Origin of the sequence: Comamonas testosteroni TK102 (assembly GCF_000739375.1) — a bacterium.
In the GTDB taxonomy this organism is placed as follows: Bacteria; Pseudomonadota; Gammaproteobacteria; order Burkholderiales; family Burkholderiaceae_C; genus Comamonas; species Comamonas brasiliensis.
The window spans coordinates 1,586,341-1,604,683 of record NZ_CP006704.1 but is presented as its reverse complement, the minus strand read 5'-3'; the positions used below and the strand labels follow the sequence as shown (position 1 = coordinate 1,604,683).

At 64.0% G+C, this 18,343-nt stretch carries 16 protein-coding genes; all 16 read right to left on the bottom strand.

Annotation, left to right across the window (positions count from 1 at the left end):
- Positions 1–409: 409 nt before the first annotated feature.
- Entirely contained in the window at positions 410–820 is a 411-nt protein-coding gene (locus O987_RS07280; RefSeq protein ID WP_003057412.1) for a VOC family protein, read from the bottom strand.
- A gap of 285 nt (positions 821–1,105) precedes the next feature.
- The gene (gene rraA, locus O987_RS07275) at positions 1,106–1,576 is read right to left on the bottom strand and encodes a ribonuclease E activity regulator RraA (protein WP_043371317.1); all 471 of its coding nucleotides are present in this window, start codon (positions 1,574–1,576) and stop codon (positions 1,106–1,108) included.
- Positions 1,577–1,582: 6 nt separating this feature from the next.
- Entirely contained in the window at positions 1,583–2,560 is a 978-nt protein-coding gene (locus O987_RS07270) for a Bug family tripartite tricarboxylate transporter substrate binding protein (RefSeq protein ID WP_043371316.1), read from the bottom strand.
- Positions 2,561–2,593: 33 nt separating this feature from the next.
- A complete protein-coding gene (locus O987_RS07265; protein WP_043371315.1) occupies positions 2,594–4,573 on the bottom strand; it encodes an aconitase family protein in 1,980 nt (659 codons plus the stop codon).
- A gap of 79 nt (positions 4,574–4,652) precedes the next feature.
- Complete coding sequence (locus O987_RS07260) at positions 4,653–5,558, bottom strand: LysR substrate-binding domain-containing protein (RefSeq protein WP_003057416.1); 906 nt, start codon at positions 5,556–5,558, stop codon at positions 4,653–4,655.
- Between the two features lie 188 nt (positions 5,559–5,746).
- Complete coding sequence (locus tag O987_RS07255) at positions 5,747–6,994, bottom strand: LuxR C-terminal-related transcriptional regulator (RefSeq protein ID WP_003057417.1); 1,248 nt, start codon at positions 6,992–6,994, stop codon at positions 5,747–5,749.
- A gap of 36 nt (positions 6,995–7,030) precedes the next feature.
- Positions 7,031–8,233, bottom strand: a complete 1,203-nt coding sequence (locus tag O987_RS07250) for an acetyl-CoA C-acyltransferase (RefSeq protein ID WP_043371314.1) — start codon at positions 8,231–8,233, stop codon at positions 7,031–7,033.
- A 136-nt stretch (positions 8,234–8,369) separates the two neighbouring features.
- Positions 8,370–8,855 carry a MaoC family dehydratase gene (locus tag O987_RS07245; RefSeq protein WP_043371313.1) on the bottom strand — a complete coding sequence of 162 codons (486 nt, stop codon included), beginning with the start codon at positions 8,853–8,855 and terminating at the stop codon, positions 8,370–8,372.
- Between the two features lie 2 nt (positions 8,856–8,857).
- Positions 8,858–9,643: an SDR family oxidoreductase gene (locus O987_RS07240; protein WP_043371312.1), complete on the bottom strand. Its 786-nt coding sequence runs from the start codon at positions 9,641–9,643 to the stop codon at positions 8,858–8,860.
- A gap of 224 nt (positions 9,644–9,867) precedes the next feature.
- Entirely contained in the window at positions 9,868–11,046 is a 1,179-nt protein-coding gene (locus O987_RS07235) for an acyl-CoA dehydrogenase family protein (RefSeq protein WP_051962134.1), read from the bottom strand.
- Entirely contained in the window at positions 11,043–12,182 is a 1,140-nt protein-coding gene (locus tag O987_RS07230) for an acyl-CoA dehydrogenase family protein (protein ID WP_235214281.1), read from the bottom strand. Before O987_RS07230 ends, O987_RS07235 begins: the two co-directional genes overlap by 4 nt.
- A gap of 69 nt (positions 12,183–12,251) precedes the next feature.
- On the bottom strand, positions 12,252–13,127 hold the full coding sequence (locus tag O987_RS07225) for an SDR family oxidoreductase (RefSeq protein WP_019043248.1): 876 nt from the start codon (positions 13,125–13,127) through the stop codon (positions 12,252–12,254).
- 59 nt (positions 13,128–13,186) lie between these two features.
- Positions 13,187–14,749, bottom strand: coding sequence for an amidase (locus tag O987_RS07220; RefSeq protein ID WP_043376190.1), 1,563 nt, complete (start codon positions 14,747–14,749; stop codon positions 13,187–13,189).
- Positions 14,750–14,856: 107 nt separating this feature from the next.
- Positions 14,857–16,011 (bottom strand): acetyl-CoA C-acetyltransferase, encoded by a 1,155-nt coding sequence (locus O987_RS07215; protein WP_043371309.1) that lies wholly within the window; start codon positions 16,009–16,011, stop codon positions 14,857–14,859.
- Positions 16,008–17,147: an acyl-CoA dehydrogenase family protein gene (locus O987_RS07210; RefSeq protein ID WP_019043250.1), complete on the bottom strand. Its 1,140-nt coding sequence runs from the start codon at positions 17,145–17,147 to the stop codon at positions 16,008–16,010. The genes O987_RS07215 and O987_RS07210 overlap by 4 nt, the downstream gene beginning before the upstream one ends.
- A 17-nt stretch (positions 17,148–17,164) precedes the next feature.
- Positions 17,165–18,319, bottom strand: coding sequence for an acyl-CoA dehydrogenase family protein (locus O987_RS07205; RefSeq protein ID WP_043371308.1), 1,155 nt, complete (start codon positions 18,317–18,319; stop codon positions 17,165–17,167).
- Between the last annotated feature and the right edge of the window lie 24 nt (positions 18,320–18,343).

The window sequence follows — 18,343 nt, the reverse complement described above, 5'->3', positions numbered from 1 at the left end:
GAATCTGGCGTCTGATAGGGCAAAGGGCAAGAGTGTCTGGAGTCAGCCATCAACAACTACCAAGTCGAAGGTTTTCTCCATGTCCAGGAGAGACCGCTTCGGGTCGATTGCTGGCCAACACGAACGACCGCTGATGGGGGTCTTAGGTTTGTCACGCTGTTCCATTGAGTCTGCCGTTCGGCGACAGACAGCTCACAGCCTGAAGCAGTCCCCTGGGAGAGTACCTCCAAGGACTGCTTCTGGCAGATAGCGTGAGTCCACGAATAGGCCGGGACGCGGACGCCCCGCCATGCGATCCCATGCGAGTTCCACAAGCTCGTGCTAACGGCCTGAGCAACAGCTATCTCATTGCCTCGCAGGAACTCCCCAAGACGTCCATAGGCAGGCGTTGCCTATGGTCGAGCTTGCATTAGCCCTGAGGCATCTGGCTCATGTCCATGAACATGATTTCCCAGATGTGGCCGTCCACGTCCTCGAAGCTGCGCCCATACATGAAGCCGTGGTCTTGCAGGGGGTTCACATCCGCCTTTCCGCCATGAGCGGAGGCGGCGGCAACCATGTCGTCAACAGCCGCGCGGTCGTCAGCGCTCAGGCACAACATGACTTCGCTGGCAGCGTGAGCATCCACCATTGGCTTTCGGGTGAACGTGGCCCACTTTGGATGGGTGAGCAGCATTACATAGATGCTGTCCGAGACGACCATGCAGGCGGCGGTGTCGTCGCTGAACTGCGGGTTGTTGACAGCGCCGATTGCTTCATAGAAGGACTTGGCCTTTGGCAGGTCGGCGACGGGCAGGTTGACGAAGATTTGCTTGGGCATGTGAGACTTTCAAGATCTGCGTTGAGAAAGAATCTTCAGGCATTGGCGAGCGACGTCAACAGTTCGTCCAGGCGCTGCAAGCTGGATGTGTGGCCGTACTCCTGCCCACAATAGCGATGGCATGGCAGGCACAGCTTGCCAGTTTCGGAGCGGACGAACAGGCTGCCGGGACATCATATCCAGTTGCACCCGTGTCAGCCAACTGCGTTTGCTGCCGCTCAAATCGCTGGCTGGCCTCGCGCAGCAGTGTCATGGAAGATCGGCATGCGCCGACCATGCCCTTGCTCAGCCCTCGGTAACGACGGCACCATCCATGTCCACGGTGATGGTGGCTCCCGGACGAATGCGTATGCCGGCGATGTTCAGGATCACACCAAGCTCGCCCCATCCGGTGCGACCGGCGCGCAGCGGGATCTGACCAAGGGCAAATATGCCCATGTCCAAACTGCGAAGGATCTGGACATCGCGCACCGCTCCCTCGATGATCACTCCGGCCCAGCCGTTCGCCAGCCCGGTGCGCGCCATGTTGTCGCCCAGCACGGCGACGCGAAGCGATGCGCCCGCGTCCACCACCAGTACCCGTCCAAGGCCTGGCGTTGCCAGGGTCTGCCGGATCAGGGCCGCATCCTCATGGGCTCGCAGCGTTTGAATGCGGCCAGAAACCGTGGGGCTGCCGCCATACGAGCGCCAGTTGCTTGTGCAAACCTGGGCTGCGTCTCCCAGGCTGTCGCACAGGTCCGCCGTGTTGATTCGCATGCTGCCTCAGTCCAAGGTGGCGCCGGATTGCTTTACCAGCTTCTGGTGCTTGATCAATTCAGACTGGAAAAATGCAGGCGCTTCATCCGGTCCCTTGTCGAGCATCAGAAGCCCCTGTCCGGCGATGGCGGCCTGCGCTTGCGCAGATCCCATTGCCGTTTTCACGGCGGCCGCATACTGGTTGACCAGTGGCTTGCCAAGTCCTGCGGGCCCGATCAAGGCGATCCAGGCATCGAAGCTGTATTCAGGAACACCGGCTTCCACCATCGTAGGAACCTCGGCAAGAGCGGACGAGCGGACCGTCGTGGAGACGGCGAGTGCGCGTAGCGTCCCGGCCTTCACCTGCGGCACGACCAGGGAGACGGAGACGAAGGCAAGCTGCACCTGACCGCCGATCAGATCCGTGATCAGAGGGGCGGTGCCACGGTAAGGCACATGCTTCATGCTGATGCCGGTTTCGGAGATCAGCAGCTCGCTGGCCAGGTGCAGCGTGCTGCCATTGCCCGCCGATCCATAGTTCAGGGCTCCTGGATGGGCCTTGGCGTACTCTCGCAACGCCTGCAGGCTCCTGACCGGCAGCTTGGGGTTGACGACCAGCACCAGCGGCACGGTGGCAAGCACGGCAATCGGCGTGATGTCCCTGATACTGTCATAGGGGATGGTCTTGTAGATCCCGGGGTTGATGACGTGGTTGGAAGAGATCATGCCCAGGGTCAGGCCGTCCTTGGCAGCCTTGACGACCTGTGCCGTACCCGGAATGCCCCCCGCTCCCGCCACATTCTCGACGACGACGGGATGGCCGCTTGTCCGTCCCAGACCGGGGCCCAGCGCGCGTGCCACGGCATCCACCGTGGAGCCAGCCGTCAGCGGCACCACCATGCGGATGGGCTTTTCCGGCGCGGCCAGCTGTGCGCTTGCGCCGAAAGAGGCGCAGGCCATGATGAGCAGCAAAGCGAGCCCGCGCTTGCCTGGAATGGTTGTCATCGTTGTCTCCTTTTTTATGGCTGTCGATTGGGCTCAGGTCGAGTGGCGTTGCCTGAGCTCTTCAAAAGAAAGCAGCTCTCCGGCGATTGCACTGGCTGCGACGGTTGAGGGGCTTGCAAGCCAGACGCTGCCCGGGCCTCCCCGGCCCGGAAAGTTGCGATTGATGGCGCTGACCGTGACCTGATCAGGCCGGATGGAGCCTCCGGGACCGCAGTTGCCGCATGCCCCGCAGGAAGGCTGAAGAATCCGCGCTCCCACCCGCTCGAATGCCTCGAGATAGCCGGCCGCCAGGCAATGATCCCGGACCGCTGTCGTGCCGAACTGCAGGAATAGATCGACACCGGCAGCCACGCGCAGGCCTCGGTCGGCAGCCCATTGCAGCACCTCGTGGTAGCGCTCGAAGTCCTCGCGCTTTCCGGCCGTGCAGGAGCCTCCGTAAGCAATGTCGATTCGCACTTTCCGCCCGATCGCAGCCAGAGGTCGGCCATTGCCGGGGTCCCCCGGCGAGGCAACCATGACCGGCACTTCGGAACAGTCGATCCGGATGGTCCGTGCATAGCTCGCATCGGGATCGCTGTGCATCCAGTCCTCGATCACGAAGCGTATTGCGCGCCGCTCGAGCAGGAATCGCACGGTCTCTGCGTCCGGCGCCACAATCCCCGTGAAACCGCCCAGCTCGGCGCTCATATTGGTGAGGGTGGCACGCTCGTCGGTGCTCATCCGCGCGATGGCAGCCCCCGTGAATTCAAAGACTTTTCCGACGCCGCCACCCGCGCGGATGTAGGGCTGCGCCAGCAGATGCAGCACCACGTCCTTGGCCGTCACATTCGCCGAGAGTTCGCCATCAAGGACGATGCGCAGGCTCTCAGGGACCGTCAGGCGCACGGCCCCCGTGACGAAGGCATTCGCCATATCGGTGGTGCCTATCCCGAACGCGACACAGCCCAGAGCACCGCTATGGGGAGTGTGGGAGTCCGTGCCCACGACCAGTTGCCCGGGCAGGGCATAGCACTCGGCCATCATGGCGTGTGAAATACCGGCGACGTTGCGCCCGTCGTCGCTCCTGGCCTCCAGCTCGGTCAGCGTCCGGTGGGTGAGCAGGCCGTACTCGCCGGCAAAGTCGCGCTGCGCCCGCACCATGCGATGGACTTTGGGAATCAGACCCTCCCTGACATGCGTCGGGCTTTCCTCCACGCAGGAAGTGTGATCCTCGAAGACGAGGATGGAGCCAGGGTCACTCAGATGAAGCGGCCGGTCGAACGCGGCGTGAAGCATGTGCGCCGCCATGCCGGTGTAGTACTCGTGAATGAAACGCCAGTCGGCCCGCACAAAGGCGCCATCGCCGGGCGCAGGATCGGCCACCGTCACGCCTGTGGTCAGGGCGTGCCTGGCCACGATCTTCTCGAACAGGGTGCGCGGCCTGCCGGCGATCTCAGGCGCTGCGGAGATCTGTCCCAGATGCGAGCGGCCGAACGGCAGCAGACCGCCCTCCCGGAGAATCGCGGCGGCAAGCACATCCCGCCCCTCGACCAGCTCTTGCCAGCAGATATCTTCGCCGGCTTCGATCCTGGCAATCAGGCTGAAATCCGTGGAAGTGATGAGTCCGATGTTGTCGGCGTTCTGCCTGTAGATGCGCTCAAAGCTCTCGGCGATCACCAGGCGTACCCCCGCGAGCTTTTCGGCGGCCGGGCTATGCTCGCGGGAAGAGCCCTTGCCATAGCGCCGTCCCGCCACGACGACCTGTATCCGGCTGTCCCGCATGGCATCGACTGCCACGGGCTGCTCACCCTGGGTCTTGAACCCCGTATAGGGATAGCGCCCCAGTTCGTCGTCGAAGTGCGTGAGAATCGCGATCGGTGTGATCTCGTCCGTGGACACATCGTCGCGCAGAGGCAGCGCATCGGCCAGCCGAACCGGCTGACCGCCAAGTGCTTTTTTCACCGTTGCCGGGCATTGGCTGAGGTAGAGGATGCGTGGCGAAAAGCGGGCTGCTGGATGGAGTTGGGTTTGCATGCGCCATCATCGAACGATGGCAGATCAGCGGGTAGCGCCAAGACAGCACGGGGGGTCGCGCAAAATTCGGCGACCGGAATTACCCCGAAAGCACGTCCATCAAAGCCTGGGTCGACCGAAGCTGTGGCTGACGCCGCAAGGCATACAGGCGCAGTTCGCGCATGGCCCAGGGTTCTGACAAGGGTCGTCGTATGAAACCGGCCGTCCCCGCATAGGCCGACGTGGCACTTTGGGGAATCACGGCAATGCCCAGGCCTGCCTCCACCATCCGGCACACGGCATCGAAGCTGCTCAGGGACACCTCGGGCGTGAACCGCATCTGCAAGGCTTGCGCGCGCTCGTGGAGCAGCCTGTCCAACGCGCCCCCCTGGTGCACCCCGATGAGAGGAAACTCCAGCACCTTCGAGAAATCGATGGCCTCGGAATCTTCCAGACAATGCCCTCTTGGAAGGACGACATGCAGGGGATCCGAGGCGAAATACCAGGAGTCGACCCCGGTCGGAACATTGACGGCCACACCCAAGCCCACATCGGCGCGATCATCGAGACAGGCTCTGATGACCTCGCGGGTGTCCGCCTCATGCAGCGATATCCGCACATGCGCAAAGCGAGCCCTGAACGTGGACAGTTTCTCCGGCAGAAAACCGATGACTGCCGACATATTGGCGTAGAGGCGAACCGTTCCCCTCACCTCTTCGCCATGCTCCTGTACCTCCCGGATCAGGCCCTGCAGCTCATCGTCGATCTGCAGGCCGCGCTCGAAAACGATGCGGCCCGCATCGGTCAATGTCACGCCCCGAGGGGAGCGGACCAGCAGGGCGGTTCCGAAAGAATGTTCAAGATCGGCAATCCGGCGGCTCAGGGCCGATGAGGCGATGTGTTCCTGTTCCGCCGCCCTCGCAATGGAGCCTGTTCTTGCGACTGCTGAAAACAGTCTCAGGCTATAGGCATCCAGGCGTCTTGCAGGGGGTGGGGTTGACTTCATCGCGCGGCTGATAGTTGCTTGCCGGACGATAACAGACAAGACAAGAAAGGCCGTCACCCAAGCCTGCGCGCCGCTTGCTGGCAGTCCTTTCAATCCACCGCGATCGATTTGCATCCGCAGGCCATGCGGCAACTGCTGCAACAACAGAAAACGGGCCTGAGCCCGCTTTCTGTTGATGTCGACCGTTCCTACTTGTTGCCCAGCCAGGCCACGCTGTTGAGGAAGATTCGCACCAGCTCGGTCTGGCGGCGCACGCCCGTCTTGGAGAAGATGGAGCGCAGATGGGCTCGCGCCGTGTTGCGGCGGATATTGAGCGCTTCAGCGGCCTCTTCCAGCGACAGGCCGTTGGCCAGCTGGATGGCCAGCGAGGTCTCTGCCGGCGTCAGCTGGAACAGCTGCTGGGCCAGCTTCACGGGTGGGTCGGCCTTGCCGCCTGTGTCGCGTACAAAGACGGCGACGCTGGGGCGCTGCTTGCCTTCGGTCCACTCGTCGGGCGAGATGCTCTGCACCACCACGCCCCAGTTGAGCTGGCCCGACTGGCGGCTGACCGACATGCCTTCGGTCATCGACAGACGCGAGACCTGGGTGTGCATCAGCGCGTCCTTGATCAGGCGCTGCAGCTTGCGGTTGTCGTTGGCGTAGTTGGCCTCCAGCATGCCGCCGGAGATCTTCAGGCCGTCCTGCATGTCCAGGATGCTGGCAGCGGCAGGATTGCACTCCAGCACATTGCCGTTCTGGTCGAGGATGACCACGCCCACCATCAGCTGGGCCGTGGCCTTGCTGTAGAGCGAGATGACCTGGCGATCCTGGTTCACCGAGAGATGCAGATTCAACGCGCGCTTGATATGCGGCAGCATCATGGAGCCGAAGGCACGCTCCTGCTTGTTGAAAGCCGGGGCCCCTTCGGGCCGCGTGACGCGCAGTCCGTAGACGCAGCTGTCCTTGGTGACGATGTCGGCAGCCATCACATGAAAGACCTGCAGCTGCTTGCACCAGTCGTTGTAGTAGCTCGAGGCGCGCCACTCGGACTCGGGCATCACGTCACCCACCGTCACGATACGGTCGGTAGGCATGCTGCGAAACGGACTCATGCTGATCTTGGGGCAGTTCGGCATCAGATCGCGGCGATCGCCCGCGGCCGAGACGATCAGGCCCACATCGTCAGCCGATCCGGGACGCACGATCAGCGAGGCGTAATTGCCGCCCAGCTGCAGACGCAGGGTCTCCAGAAAAGGCTTCCAGCCTTCCGGGTCCATGGCCGCTTCATAGAGCTGGCTGATCAGCGCACTGAACTGCTCGGCGCTCACGAATGGCGTATCGGCCGGTGCGCGCACCGGAGCCGGGGTGTCGAATACGGGCACATCCTTGATCACGCAGGCAATGGAGCTTGGCGTGTAGGTGGAGAAACCCATCTTGGCGAAGGCGCTGTCCATCATGTTCAACTCCTGGGTTGAAGATTGCTTGCAGACAGGTCAGTTCAGCTCAAACAGGCCGGCAGCGCCCATGCCGCCGCCAATACACATGCTCACCACCACAAACCGCACGCCACGGCGGCGGCCTTCGAGCAGGGCATGACCGACCAGACGGGCGCCCGACATGCCGAAGGGGTGGCCGATGGAGATCGCGCCGCCATTGACGTTCAGGCGCTCATCGGGAATGCCCAGCTGGTCGCGGCTGTAGATCACCTGGCAGGCGAACGCTTCGTTGATTTCCCACAGACCGATATCGCCCATGGTCAGGCCATGCTGCTTGAGCAGCTTGGGGATGGCATAAACAGGGCCGATGCCCATTTCATCGGCGCGGCAGCCCGCCACGGCAACGCCGCGGTAGGTGCCAAGAGGCGCGAGACCGCGGTTGCGGGCCTCGTCGGCGCTCATGAGCACGCAGGCACTGGCACCGTCGGACAGCTGGGAGGCATTGCCGGCCGTGATGAACCGGCCTTCTGGCACCCACTGGCCGTTCTTCCAGACAGGCTTGAGCTTGGCCAGACTCTCCAGCGTGGTGTCGGCACGGTTGCCCTCGTCGCGGGTCAGCGTCACTTCCTCGCTGCCGGTGACATTGCCTTCCTTGTCGAACAACTGCTTGACGGTGGTCAGCGGCACGATTTCGTCGTCGAACACGCCCTTGTCCTGCGCCGCAGCCACGCGCTGCTGGCTGCGCAGCGAGTACTCGTCCTGGGCTTCGCGGCTGATGCCGTAGCGCTGGCTGACCAGCTCGGCCGTCTCAATCATCTGGATGTAAGCCGTGGGCTCTGCGGCCAGCACTGCCTTGGACTGGGCACGGTAGGCGTTCTTGTACTTGTTCTGCACCAGGGAGATGGACTCCAGGCCACCGGCCACGGCGATATTCATCTCGCCGGTCATGATGCCCTTGGCTGCCGTGGCAATGCTCATCAGGCCCGATGCGCACATGCGATCGATCACCATGCCGCCCACGGATTCCGGCAGGCCGGCCGTATAGCCGCACAGGCGCCCGAGGTTGTAGCCCTGCGTGCCCTGCTGCGCGGCAATGCCCAAAATGACATCATCCACATCGGCACCGGCCACGTTCGCCTTGTTGAGCGCTGCACGAATCACGTGTCCGCCCAGCACCGGAGCCTCGGTGTCGTTGAAGGCTCCACGATAAGCCTTGCCAATGGGGGTACGTGCCGTCGAAACGATGACTGCGTCTTTCATGTCTTTGTCTCCTAACTTTCTTGTCGTCGCGCCCTGGGCAGTGCTTGCTGCCCTATCGAGGCCGGCCACTCTGTCGGCGGCTCGTGCCTCTTCACAAAAAATGCAACCGTCTGCGGGAGCAGGCGCTTGCACACACTCAATTTTCCTGGATAAAGAACAGCCTGCTGATGGTTTCGACCACGCAGCCGGGTTTGTCCTGATTCCTGACCTGTACGCTGATGCGGATGGTGACCTGTACGCCGTCTTCCCCGATCGGCGTCGCCGCCACCACCTCGCCGCTGCCACGCACCCAGCTGTCGACCAGCACCGGTGCCGGAAAGCGCACCTTCTCGCAGCCATAGTTGACGCCCATCTTCAGCCCCTGATAGCTGACCAGCTGGGGGAGAAACAGATTGGCCAGCGACAGCGTCAGATAGCCATGGGCCACGCAGGCGCCGAACGGGCCGCTGCCGGCCCGCTCGGGGTCCACATGAATCCACTGGTGATCGCCCGTGGCATCGGCAAACTGGTTGATGCGCTGCTGGCTGATCTGCATCCACTCGGTATCGCCCAGCTGACGGCCCACCGAGGCCAGCACCGAGGCCGCCGAGTCAAACAGCATCTTGTCTGCGACTGCGTTCATGCTCAGGCCCTCTGCGAGCTCACGGACACGACCTCGCCCGTCATGTACGAGGAGTAGTCGCTGGCCAGGAAGATCATCACATTGGCCACTTCCCAGGGCTCGGCACCACGGCCGAAGGCTTCCTTCTCGGAGAGCTTGGCCAGCAATTCCTCGGAGGCGGACTTCTTGAGGAAGGCGTGAATGGCGATGGATGGCGCCACGGCGTTGATGCGGATGCCGAATTCAGCCGCTTCCAGCGCCGAGCAGCGCGTGAACGCCATCACGCCGGCCTTGGCGGCCGCGTAATGCGCCTGCTCGGTCTGGGCTCGCCAGCCCAGCACCGAGGCATTGTTGACGATCACGCCCTTGCCGCGCGGCTGCATGAGCTTGAGCGCTGCGCGCGTCATGCGGAAGGCGCCGGTCAGGGTGATGTCGATGACCTTGCTCCACTCGTCGTCGCTCATGTCGACGACCTTGCAGCTGGTGCCCAGACCCGCGTTATTGATCAGCACATCGATGCCGCCCATGGCGCTGTCGGCTTCGGCAATCAGTGCCTGAACCTGATCTTCCCGGCTCACGTCGCAGAGCTTGGCGAAGACCTGGGTCAAACCCGTATCCTTTTTGATCTGCTCCACGGCTTCGGCCAGCCGGCGCTCATGCACATCGGAGATGAACAAGGCCTTGCAGCCCTCTTCGGCTGCACGTTTTGCAGCGGAAAAGCCAATACCGGCGCCAGCAGCAGCGGTAACGAGCACAGTTTTGTCTTTAAGCAGACCGTGGGCAGCAACGTAGGAGGGAGCGCTAATCATTTTGCATTCAGAAGGTTGTTGCCTAGATCTTCCGGTCGCCGCTGCGCTGCAGCATCGTCACTTTGGACGATAGGTCATTCCCTAATGTCGCCGCATGGACATTTCAAAGCAGAAGATGCGGCCAACCACCGGGCAAACCCGGGGTTCGCAGCATCTCTGTCCGGGCCGGGCAGAGCATCTGCCAGCTCCTCTGGCGCAAGGGCGGACGCGCCCGATGCGCCCGATCAGCGCGGCATGCCCAGTGCGCGCTCGGCCATGAGGTTCATCTGAATCTCGTTGGTGCCGGCATAGATGGTGTCTGCACGGCTGACCAGCCACAGTTGCTGCAGCGCGGCCAGTGCCGGGTCCCTGAGCACCAACCCGCCCTGCTCGCCGAGCACATCCATGGCCAGCTCGCCCAGATCGCGGTGCCAGTTGGACCAGGCGTACTTGGAGACCGAGGCCACGCGAAACGACGTGTTCTCGTCGCTGGAGCGCAGCGCATGGGCGCGCAGGGTCTGCAGCCCCATATCGGCCTTGGCCAGGCGCTGGCGCAACAGCGGGTCCTGTGCCGCTCCATTGCGTCTGGCCAGAGCGACGATCAGATCCAGCTCATGGCGGAAATGCGCCTGCTGGCCCAGCGTTGACGCACCGCGCTCGCAGCCCAGCAAGTACATGGCGACCTTCCAGCCGTCGCCCACGGGGCCCAGATGCAGACCGCCCTCGGTGCGTGCGCCGTCGAAGAAGACTTCGTTGAACTCCGAGGTGCCGGTGATCTGGCGAATCGGGCGCACTTCCACGCCCGGCTGCCTGAGGGGCACCAGCAGCAGCACCATGCCGGCGTGGCGCGCGCTGGCTGCGCTGCCTGCGGCCTCGTCGGTGCGGGCCAGCACAAACACCCATTCGGATTCATGCGCCCAGGAGGTCCAGACCTTCTGGCCGTGGATCACCCATTCACCCGTGTCCGCATCACGGCAGGCCCTGGTGCGGATGCCGGCCAGGTCGGAGCCCGCGCCGGGCTCGGAGTAGCCCTGAGCCCAATAGTCGGTGCCGGCCAGAATGCCAGGCAGGAAACGCTGTTTCTGCTCGGGCGTGCCGAAAGCCATCAGCGTGGGGGCCAGCAGGGTCTCTCCGATATGGCCGATACGGCCCGGGCCGCCGCAGCGCACATATTCCTCGTGAAAAATGACTTGCTGGGCCAGCGGCGCATTGCGGCCGCCGTACCGAGTCTCCCAGCCCAGACCGGTCCAGCCGCCCTTGGCCAGTTCCTGCTCCCATTCCTTGGCCAGCTGCGCGTCATAGCCTTCGGCGCCCAGGCCGCTGGCGTGCTTGAGCGGCGCGAAGCGCCCTGTCAGATGCTGCGCCATCCATTCACGCACCTCGGCGCGAAAGGCCTCGTTGATTTCCGATTCCTGCATCTTCATGCTGCCTCCGTCACACTCTCGTCCAACAAACGCGCTGCCACCTGCTCGCGCCACTGCTCCACCGTACCCAGGCGCTGGCTCGATGCCTGCGCGCGCCGGAAGAACAGATGCGGATCGAACTCCCAGGTAAAGCCCACGCCGCCATGCAGCTGAATGCTTTCACCTGTGGAAAAGAGAGCTGCTTCCGTAGCATCCGTGCGGCATTGAGCAGCAAAATAGCTCAGATCGCTTGTATGACCTGCGGTATCTGCTATGAAAGCTGCTGCATAGACGGCAGAGCGCGCGGTCTCCACCTTCACCAGCATCTGCGCTGCGCGGTGCTTGACGCCCTGAAAGCTGCCCACGGCCTTGCCGAACTGCTGGCGCTCCTTGGTGTAGTCCACGGCCAGATCCAGCGCGCGCTCGGCCACGCCGACCTGCTCGGCCGCCAGGCCGATGGCGGCCAGATTGCGCGTCTGCGCCCACAGTTGCTCGAGTGCATCGCCATGCATCAGCACGGCAGAGCCGGTGAGCCTCACATTCACGGCCGAGACATCGGCGCTGCTGCGCGTGGCGTCCATCGTCGCCAGCGCCTGCACGCTCAGGCCTTCAGCCGCGGCATTCACCTCCAGCAGGCCCAGAGATCCGCAAGGCAGCGTGGCTGGCAGCAGAAATACATCGGCATGCGCGCCGGAGCCTACCTGGTGCCACTGGCCATCGAGCACCAGAGCATCGCCATCCACCCTGGTGACAGCCGTGGCTGGCAGCTCGCCGCGCACCGTCATGCCCAGCACGCAGATCCGGCCCGAGGCCGCCAGGCGCTCCACCACGCCCAGGCCCTGCTCGGTCTGGCTCAGCGCCTGCCACAACGGCGTCACCGCAACGACGGCGTCAAAGAACGGTACGCAGGCGAGGTGGTAGCCCATCTGCTCCTGCAGCAGCACCAGCTCGCGCCATCCCAGGCCCATGCCGCCCGCCGCTTCAGGCAGGGCCACGCTGCACCAGCCCATGTCCTGCACTTCCTGCCACAGGGCGCGGTCCAGGCCGCCCTCGGTTTCGCAGACCTTGCGCACCCGTGCCGTGCTGCTTTTTTCCTGCAGAAACACCGCGGCGCTTTCGGCGATCATTTTTTGTTCTTCGTTCAGACTTAAATCCATGATGGCTCGCGTCCTGAGTTCTTCATCGAATGGGAAGGCCGGGCACCACGGCCCGGCCGCTTCTCGGGCTCAGGTCCCGTAGACTTTCTGAGGCGCCTTGCCCGCGGCGATCAGCTGATCGACGACGCCAGACAGCTCGGCGGGCTCCCAGCGCGCCTGCTTGTCATTGACCTTGCCGGTGAACCAGCCGTCGGCCACGGACAGCTCGCCGCCCTTGGCCTCGAAGCAGCGGCCCGTCACATGGGCAGACTGGGCGCTACCCAGCCAGACGACGATGGAGGCCACGTTCATCGGGTCCCAGACGTCGAAGCCGGACTCGGGCTTCTTGACCATATCGGGCATGGCGCCTTCGGTCATGGAAGTGCGTGCGGCGGGCGCCAGGCAGTTGGCGGTGATGCCGTAGCGCGCCAGCTCGGCGGCCTGCACCAGGGTCAGACCGGCGATGCCGGCCTTGGCCGCGGCATAGTTGCTCTGGCCTATGGAGCCTTGCAGACCGGCGCCGGAGCTGGTGTTGATGATGCGGGCATCCACTTCCTTGCCGGCCTTCTTCTGGTCGCGCCAGTAGCCGCCAAAGACCTTGGCCATGCAGAAGTGGCCGCGCAGATGCACGCGCATGACCATGTCCCAGTCCTCCTCGGACAGGCTCAGGAACATGCGGTCGCGCAACACGCCGGCGTTGTTGACGATGACCTGCACATCGCCAAAGGCAGCCAGCGTGGCCTCCAGAATCGATTGCGCACCGGCCACGGTGGTGATGTCACCGGTGTTGGCCAGCGCCTTGCCGCCGGCAGTCCTGACTTCCTCGGCCACGGCCTGGGCGGCTTCGGCGCGGATGTCGTTGACCACCACATTTGCACCTTCTTGCGCGAAGGCCAGCGCATAGGCGCGGCCCAGGCCACCGCCTGCACCGGTGATGACGACGGTTCTCTGGTTGCAAATACCCATTTGTTTCCCCTTTTGCTTGCTGTGCAGAACAGGCCCGCAGCCTGTCTGCGCTCTTGAAATCACGCTTTGAAAACCGACAGATCGGGCTGACGATGGGCCCAGGGCACGGATTGCTCCAGCTGCGCTGCCAGCGCCAGCAGACGACCTTCGCGGCCGAACGGCGCCGCAAAGTGCGCGCCGATCGGCAGCCTGTCCGCCGTCCAGTGCATGGGCACGGACATGGCGGGCTGACCCGTCATATTGAAAAGGGCGGTATAGGGCGACGCCTTGACGGCCTCGCGTGCAAACGAGTCATAGGGCTGGTCCAGCGTCAGAACGCCCAGCAGCGGTGGCGGCACGGCCATCACGGGAGTCAGGATCAGGTCGTACTTGAGAAAGAAGCGGTCCAGAATCTGGCCGGCGGTATCGAAGTTGGTGCGCGCCATCAGCATCTGCTCGGCGGTATAGGACCTGGCCTTTTCCAGGTACAGCCAGTCCATCTGCTCGAGTTCGTCCTGGCGCACGGCGCGACCCAGCAGCTTTTCGCGGGCGCGGATGCTGGCCATCATGCCCACCGAGGTCACCACGCCCAGACCCGAGAACACCTCTGCCACCGGCAGCTCGGGCATGTCCTCGACGATTTCATGGCCCAGCGCCAGGCAGGCCTTGATGGCCTTGTCCACCGCCGCCTGACAGTCCGCATGCACGGGAATGCCAAAGTAGTTTCTGGTCCAGACGGCGATCTTGAGCTTTTTGGGCGCCTGCCTGAGGGCCTCCAGGTAGCTGCCCTCCACATCGCGCGGCGGTACGGTGCGCGAGCCCGGCTCGCGCCCCTGCGTCAGATCGAGCAGATGGGCGCTGTCGCGCACGCTGCGGCTGATGACATGGTTCATGGACAGGCCCATCCAGCCTTCCATGTTGGCCGGGCCGGCAGGCAGACGCCCACGGCTGGGCTTGAGGCCGAACAGGCCGCAGTGCGAAGCGGGAATGCGGATGGAGCCACCGCCGTCGCTGGCATGGGCCACGGGCACAATGCCTGCGGCCACCACCGATGCCGCGCCCCCCGAGGAGCCGCCCGTGGTGTGGGCCGCATTCCAGGGATTGGGCGACTGCCCGTAGAGCAGGGACTCGGTCGTGGGCGTCTGGCCGAACTCGGGCGACGCCGTCTTGCCGAAGATATTGAGGCCGGCCGCCTTGTAGCGTGCCACCAGAGTGCTGTCGTGCTCTGCCACCGCCCCCTTGAAGAAACGGCAGCCATTGGTGGTGACCGTACCCTTCAGATACTGGTTCAGGTCCTTGAGCAAAAAGGGCACACCCCACATCGGCGCCCTGGCAGTAGCCTCGGCACGCGCAGCGCTGCCCAGTGCCGACATCTGCCTGGCCTGATCGCGTGCCAGCTCGTAGTCCTTGATGACCACCGCGTTGAGCTTGGGCAGGGCCTCGGTGCGCGCAATCGCGGCCTCCAACGCTTCCAGCGGCGTGATATCGCCCCGGCGGAGCTGCTCTGCCCAGGCATAGCCGTCCACAGCGACTGCCGAACTCTTCTTCTGCGCGGCCATCGCCGGCATGGTCGCCGCTGCGGCCACGGCACCTGCGCCCTGAATAAAGCCGCGACGATCCACACCCTGATTCACTGATTCCATGGTCTCCATCCTTTTGTTGTTCGAGATTCAAGCGCCGCGTGCCCACTGCCTTGGGGGCGCTGGCCCAGGGTTTTGCAGCAGGCGCCCGAGCGCCCGCAGGGCGGCCATCAGAGACGTTCGATGATGGTGACGTTGGCCTGACCTCCGCCTTCGCACATGGTCTGCAGACCGAAGCGGCCGCCGGTGCGCTCCAGCTCGTGCAGCAGCGTGGTCATGAGCTTGGCGCCCGAGGCCCCCAGCGGATGGCCCAGCGCAATCGCGCCGCCGTTGACATTGGTCCTGGCTGGGTCGTAGCCGGTTTCCTTGAGCCAGGCCATGACCACGGAAGCGAAAGCCTCGTTGATCTCGACCAGGTCGATGTCGGACATCGTCATGCCCGCCTTCTTGAGCGCATGTTCGGTGGCGGGAATCGGTGCCGTCAGATGCCAGATGGGATCATCGGCGCGCACGCTCATATGGTGAATGCGGGCGCGAGGCGTGAGGTGGTAGCGTTTAAGCGCAGCCTCCGACACCACCAGCACGGCCGCTGCGGCATCGCAAGTGGAGCTGGACACGGCAGCGGTGATCGAGGGATAGGTCGGATCCACCGGCTCCAGCGTGGCCATCTTCTCCAGGGTCGAAAGGCGTGCCGTTTCGTCCATCCCGAAATCGCCGAATGGCACGATTTCACGGTCGAAGCGTCCCTCGGCAATCGCCTTCAGGGCCCGGTCATGGCTTTCCTTGGCAAACACCTCCATGTCGCCGCGGCTCAGGCCCCAGTGATCGGCAATGCGCTGGGCGGCATAGAACTGGTTGACGGGCGCGCTGCCGAAGCGGGCCTGCCAGCCCTTGCTCTCGGCAAACGGCGTGCTAAAGCCCAGAGGCTGACCGGCCAGCATGGCCGACGAGATCGGAATCGCGCTCATGGTCTGCACGCCACCGGCCAGCACCACATCCTGCGTGCCGCTCATCACGGCCTGGGCCGCAAAATGAATGGCTTGCTGGGACGATCCGCACTGGCGGTCGATCGTGGTGCCGGGCACATTCAGGGGCATGCCGGCCGCCAGCCAGGAAGTACGGGCGATGTCGCCGGCCAGGGCGCCGATGGTGTCCACGCAGCCAAAGATCACGTCGTCGTAATCGGCTGCGGGAATGTCGTTGCGCTCGACCAGCGCCTTGATCACATGGGCGCCGAGATCGGCGCCGTGCACGGCGGCAAGAGAGCCCTTGCGCTTGCCGGTGGGCGAGCGCAGTGCATCAACGATATAGGCCTGGGCGCTCATGCAGCCACCTCTTCATCCATGTTTCTGATGGCATCTTGCGCAGAGCAGGAGCCGCATGAATCGACTTCCCGATCAAAGGTCGCGCCAGGCCCCACGGGAGCATTGGGACTGCGCAGCAGGCCCTGGGTCAGGCGCGCCGCGTGGTATGCCTTATCGCCCCAGGCGGCATCCAGCACCCAGGCACGCTTCATGAACATCTGCAGATCGACTTCCCAGGTGTAGCCCATGGCGCCATGCACCTGCAGGCTGTTGCGCGCGGCAAACCAGCTCGCTTCACTGCACTGGAGCTTGGCGTGCGAGATACGTACGGCCAGATCGGGTTCGCCATGCTGCAGCGCATAGAAGGCGCGGTAGAGCACGGGTTTGGCAAACTCGATCCTGGTGACGATATCGGACAGGTGATGCTGCACGGCCTGGAAGCTGCCGATGACCTTGTCGAACTGCTTGCGCTGTGCCACGTAGTCCACGGACAGGTCAAGCATGCGCTGGGCCAGGCCCAGCATCTGGGCAGCGGCAGCGAGCGCGCCGCGCTCGCCTGCAGTGTCCCAGACCTTCTGGCCCTGAGTGCCGTCGAGCAGGCGAGTGGTATCGGATGGTGTCCAGCGTACCTGCGACAGGCGGCGCGAAGAGTCGATGCTGCTCAGCGCCGTGATCTCGCACTGCTCGGGCTTGAGCAGATGCAGTTCCAGGCCAGTGGCCGTGGCGTGCGGCAGCAGCAGCACATCGGCCAGCGCGGCATCCGCCACATGGGGATTGACGGGATGACCCACGGCCACGCGGCAGTTGCCCGCAGCAATCCTGGAGAGCCAGACACGGCTTTCATGCCCATCATGCAAGGCGCCCAGCATGCCCACAGCCACATAGGCGGTGTCGCTCAGGGAATCGGGCAAGGCGTAATAGCCCACCTCCTGCAGCAGCAGCGCCCAGTCCACATCGGCCAGACCCATGCCGCCATCGGCTTCGGGTGCCGACAGGCCCATCAGGCCCTGCTCGGCAATCCTGGCCCACAGCTCGGGGCTGCGGCCGCTCGGAGTTTCCCAGATGTCGCGCAACAGCTCGGGAGCCGCTTCGGTCATCAGAAAGCGGCTGATCGAGTCGCGGAATGCGATCTGATCTTCGGTAAAGGTGAAGTCCATGATTGTCTCTCTGCCGGTCAGGATTTGGGCAGGCCCAGCATGCGCTGGGCGATGATGTTGCGCTGGATCTCGTTGCTGCCCGCGTAGATGGGGCCGGCCTGCGAGAACAGAAAGCCTTCCAGCCATTCGTTGGCCTCGGCGTCATCGATGAGCTCGGCCCGCGCGCCCAGAATGCGCATTGCGGTCTCGTGAATCATGATGTCCAGCTCGGACCAGACGATCTTGTTGGTGCTGGCCTCGGCCCCGATCTGCGCACCCTTGTGCAGGCGACCCACCGTGTGATAGGAGGACAGCGTGTACGCCTCCGCCCCCTGCCAGGCACGCAGAACAGCATCGAGAATGGAATGATCGCGGTCGGCATCGACCTGGTTGCGCAGATACAGGTCCACCAGCTTCTGCGCGCTGCGCTGATAGCGGGCGGGAGAGCGCAACAGCAGGCCGCGCTCGAAGCCCGCAGTGGCCATCGCCACATGCCAGCCCTTGCCCTCCGCGCCCAGCAGGTTCTCCGCAGGTACCTCGACATCGTCGAAGAAGATTTCGGCGAAGTGTTCACGGCCGTTGATGGCGCGGATCGGACGCACGGTGATGCCGGGCGTGTTCAAGGGCACCAGGATGTAGCTCAGTCCATGGTGGCGGCTCGATGTAGGGTCGCTGCGAAACAGGCCGAACACCCAGTCGGCAAAGATGGCGCGGGTGGACCAGATTTTCTGGCCGTTCAGTATGAACTTGTCGCCCTTGCGGATGGCGCGACTGCTGATGGCCGCCATGTCGGAGCCGGCATTGGGCTCGGACCAGCCCTGGGCCCACATATCGTCGCAGCGCGCCATGCGGGGCAGAAAGCGGGCCTTCTGCTCGGGTGTGCCGAACTCCATCAGCGTGGAGCCCAGCAGCAGGATGCCGTTCTGGTTCACGCGGGCTGGCGCATCGACCGCCCAGTACTCCTCCTCGAAGATCAGCCACTCCGTCAGGTCGCAGCCGCTGCCGCCCAGATCCTTGGGCCAGGTCACGGCGCTGTAGCCCGCGCTTGCCAGCCTGGCTTCCCACTGGCGGTGCTGCTCGAAGCCCTCGCGGGTGTCATAGCTTTGCAGACGCTGCCTGGGCACGTTGTCCCTGAGCCATTCACGTACCTGGGCACGGAAGGCCTTCTGCGCTGGGGTGTATGTCAAATCCATGGTTGTCTCCTCTTCGCGCTATCG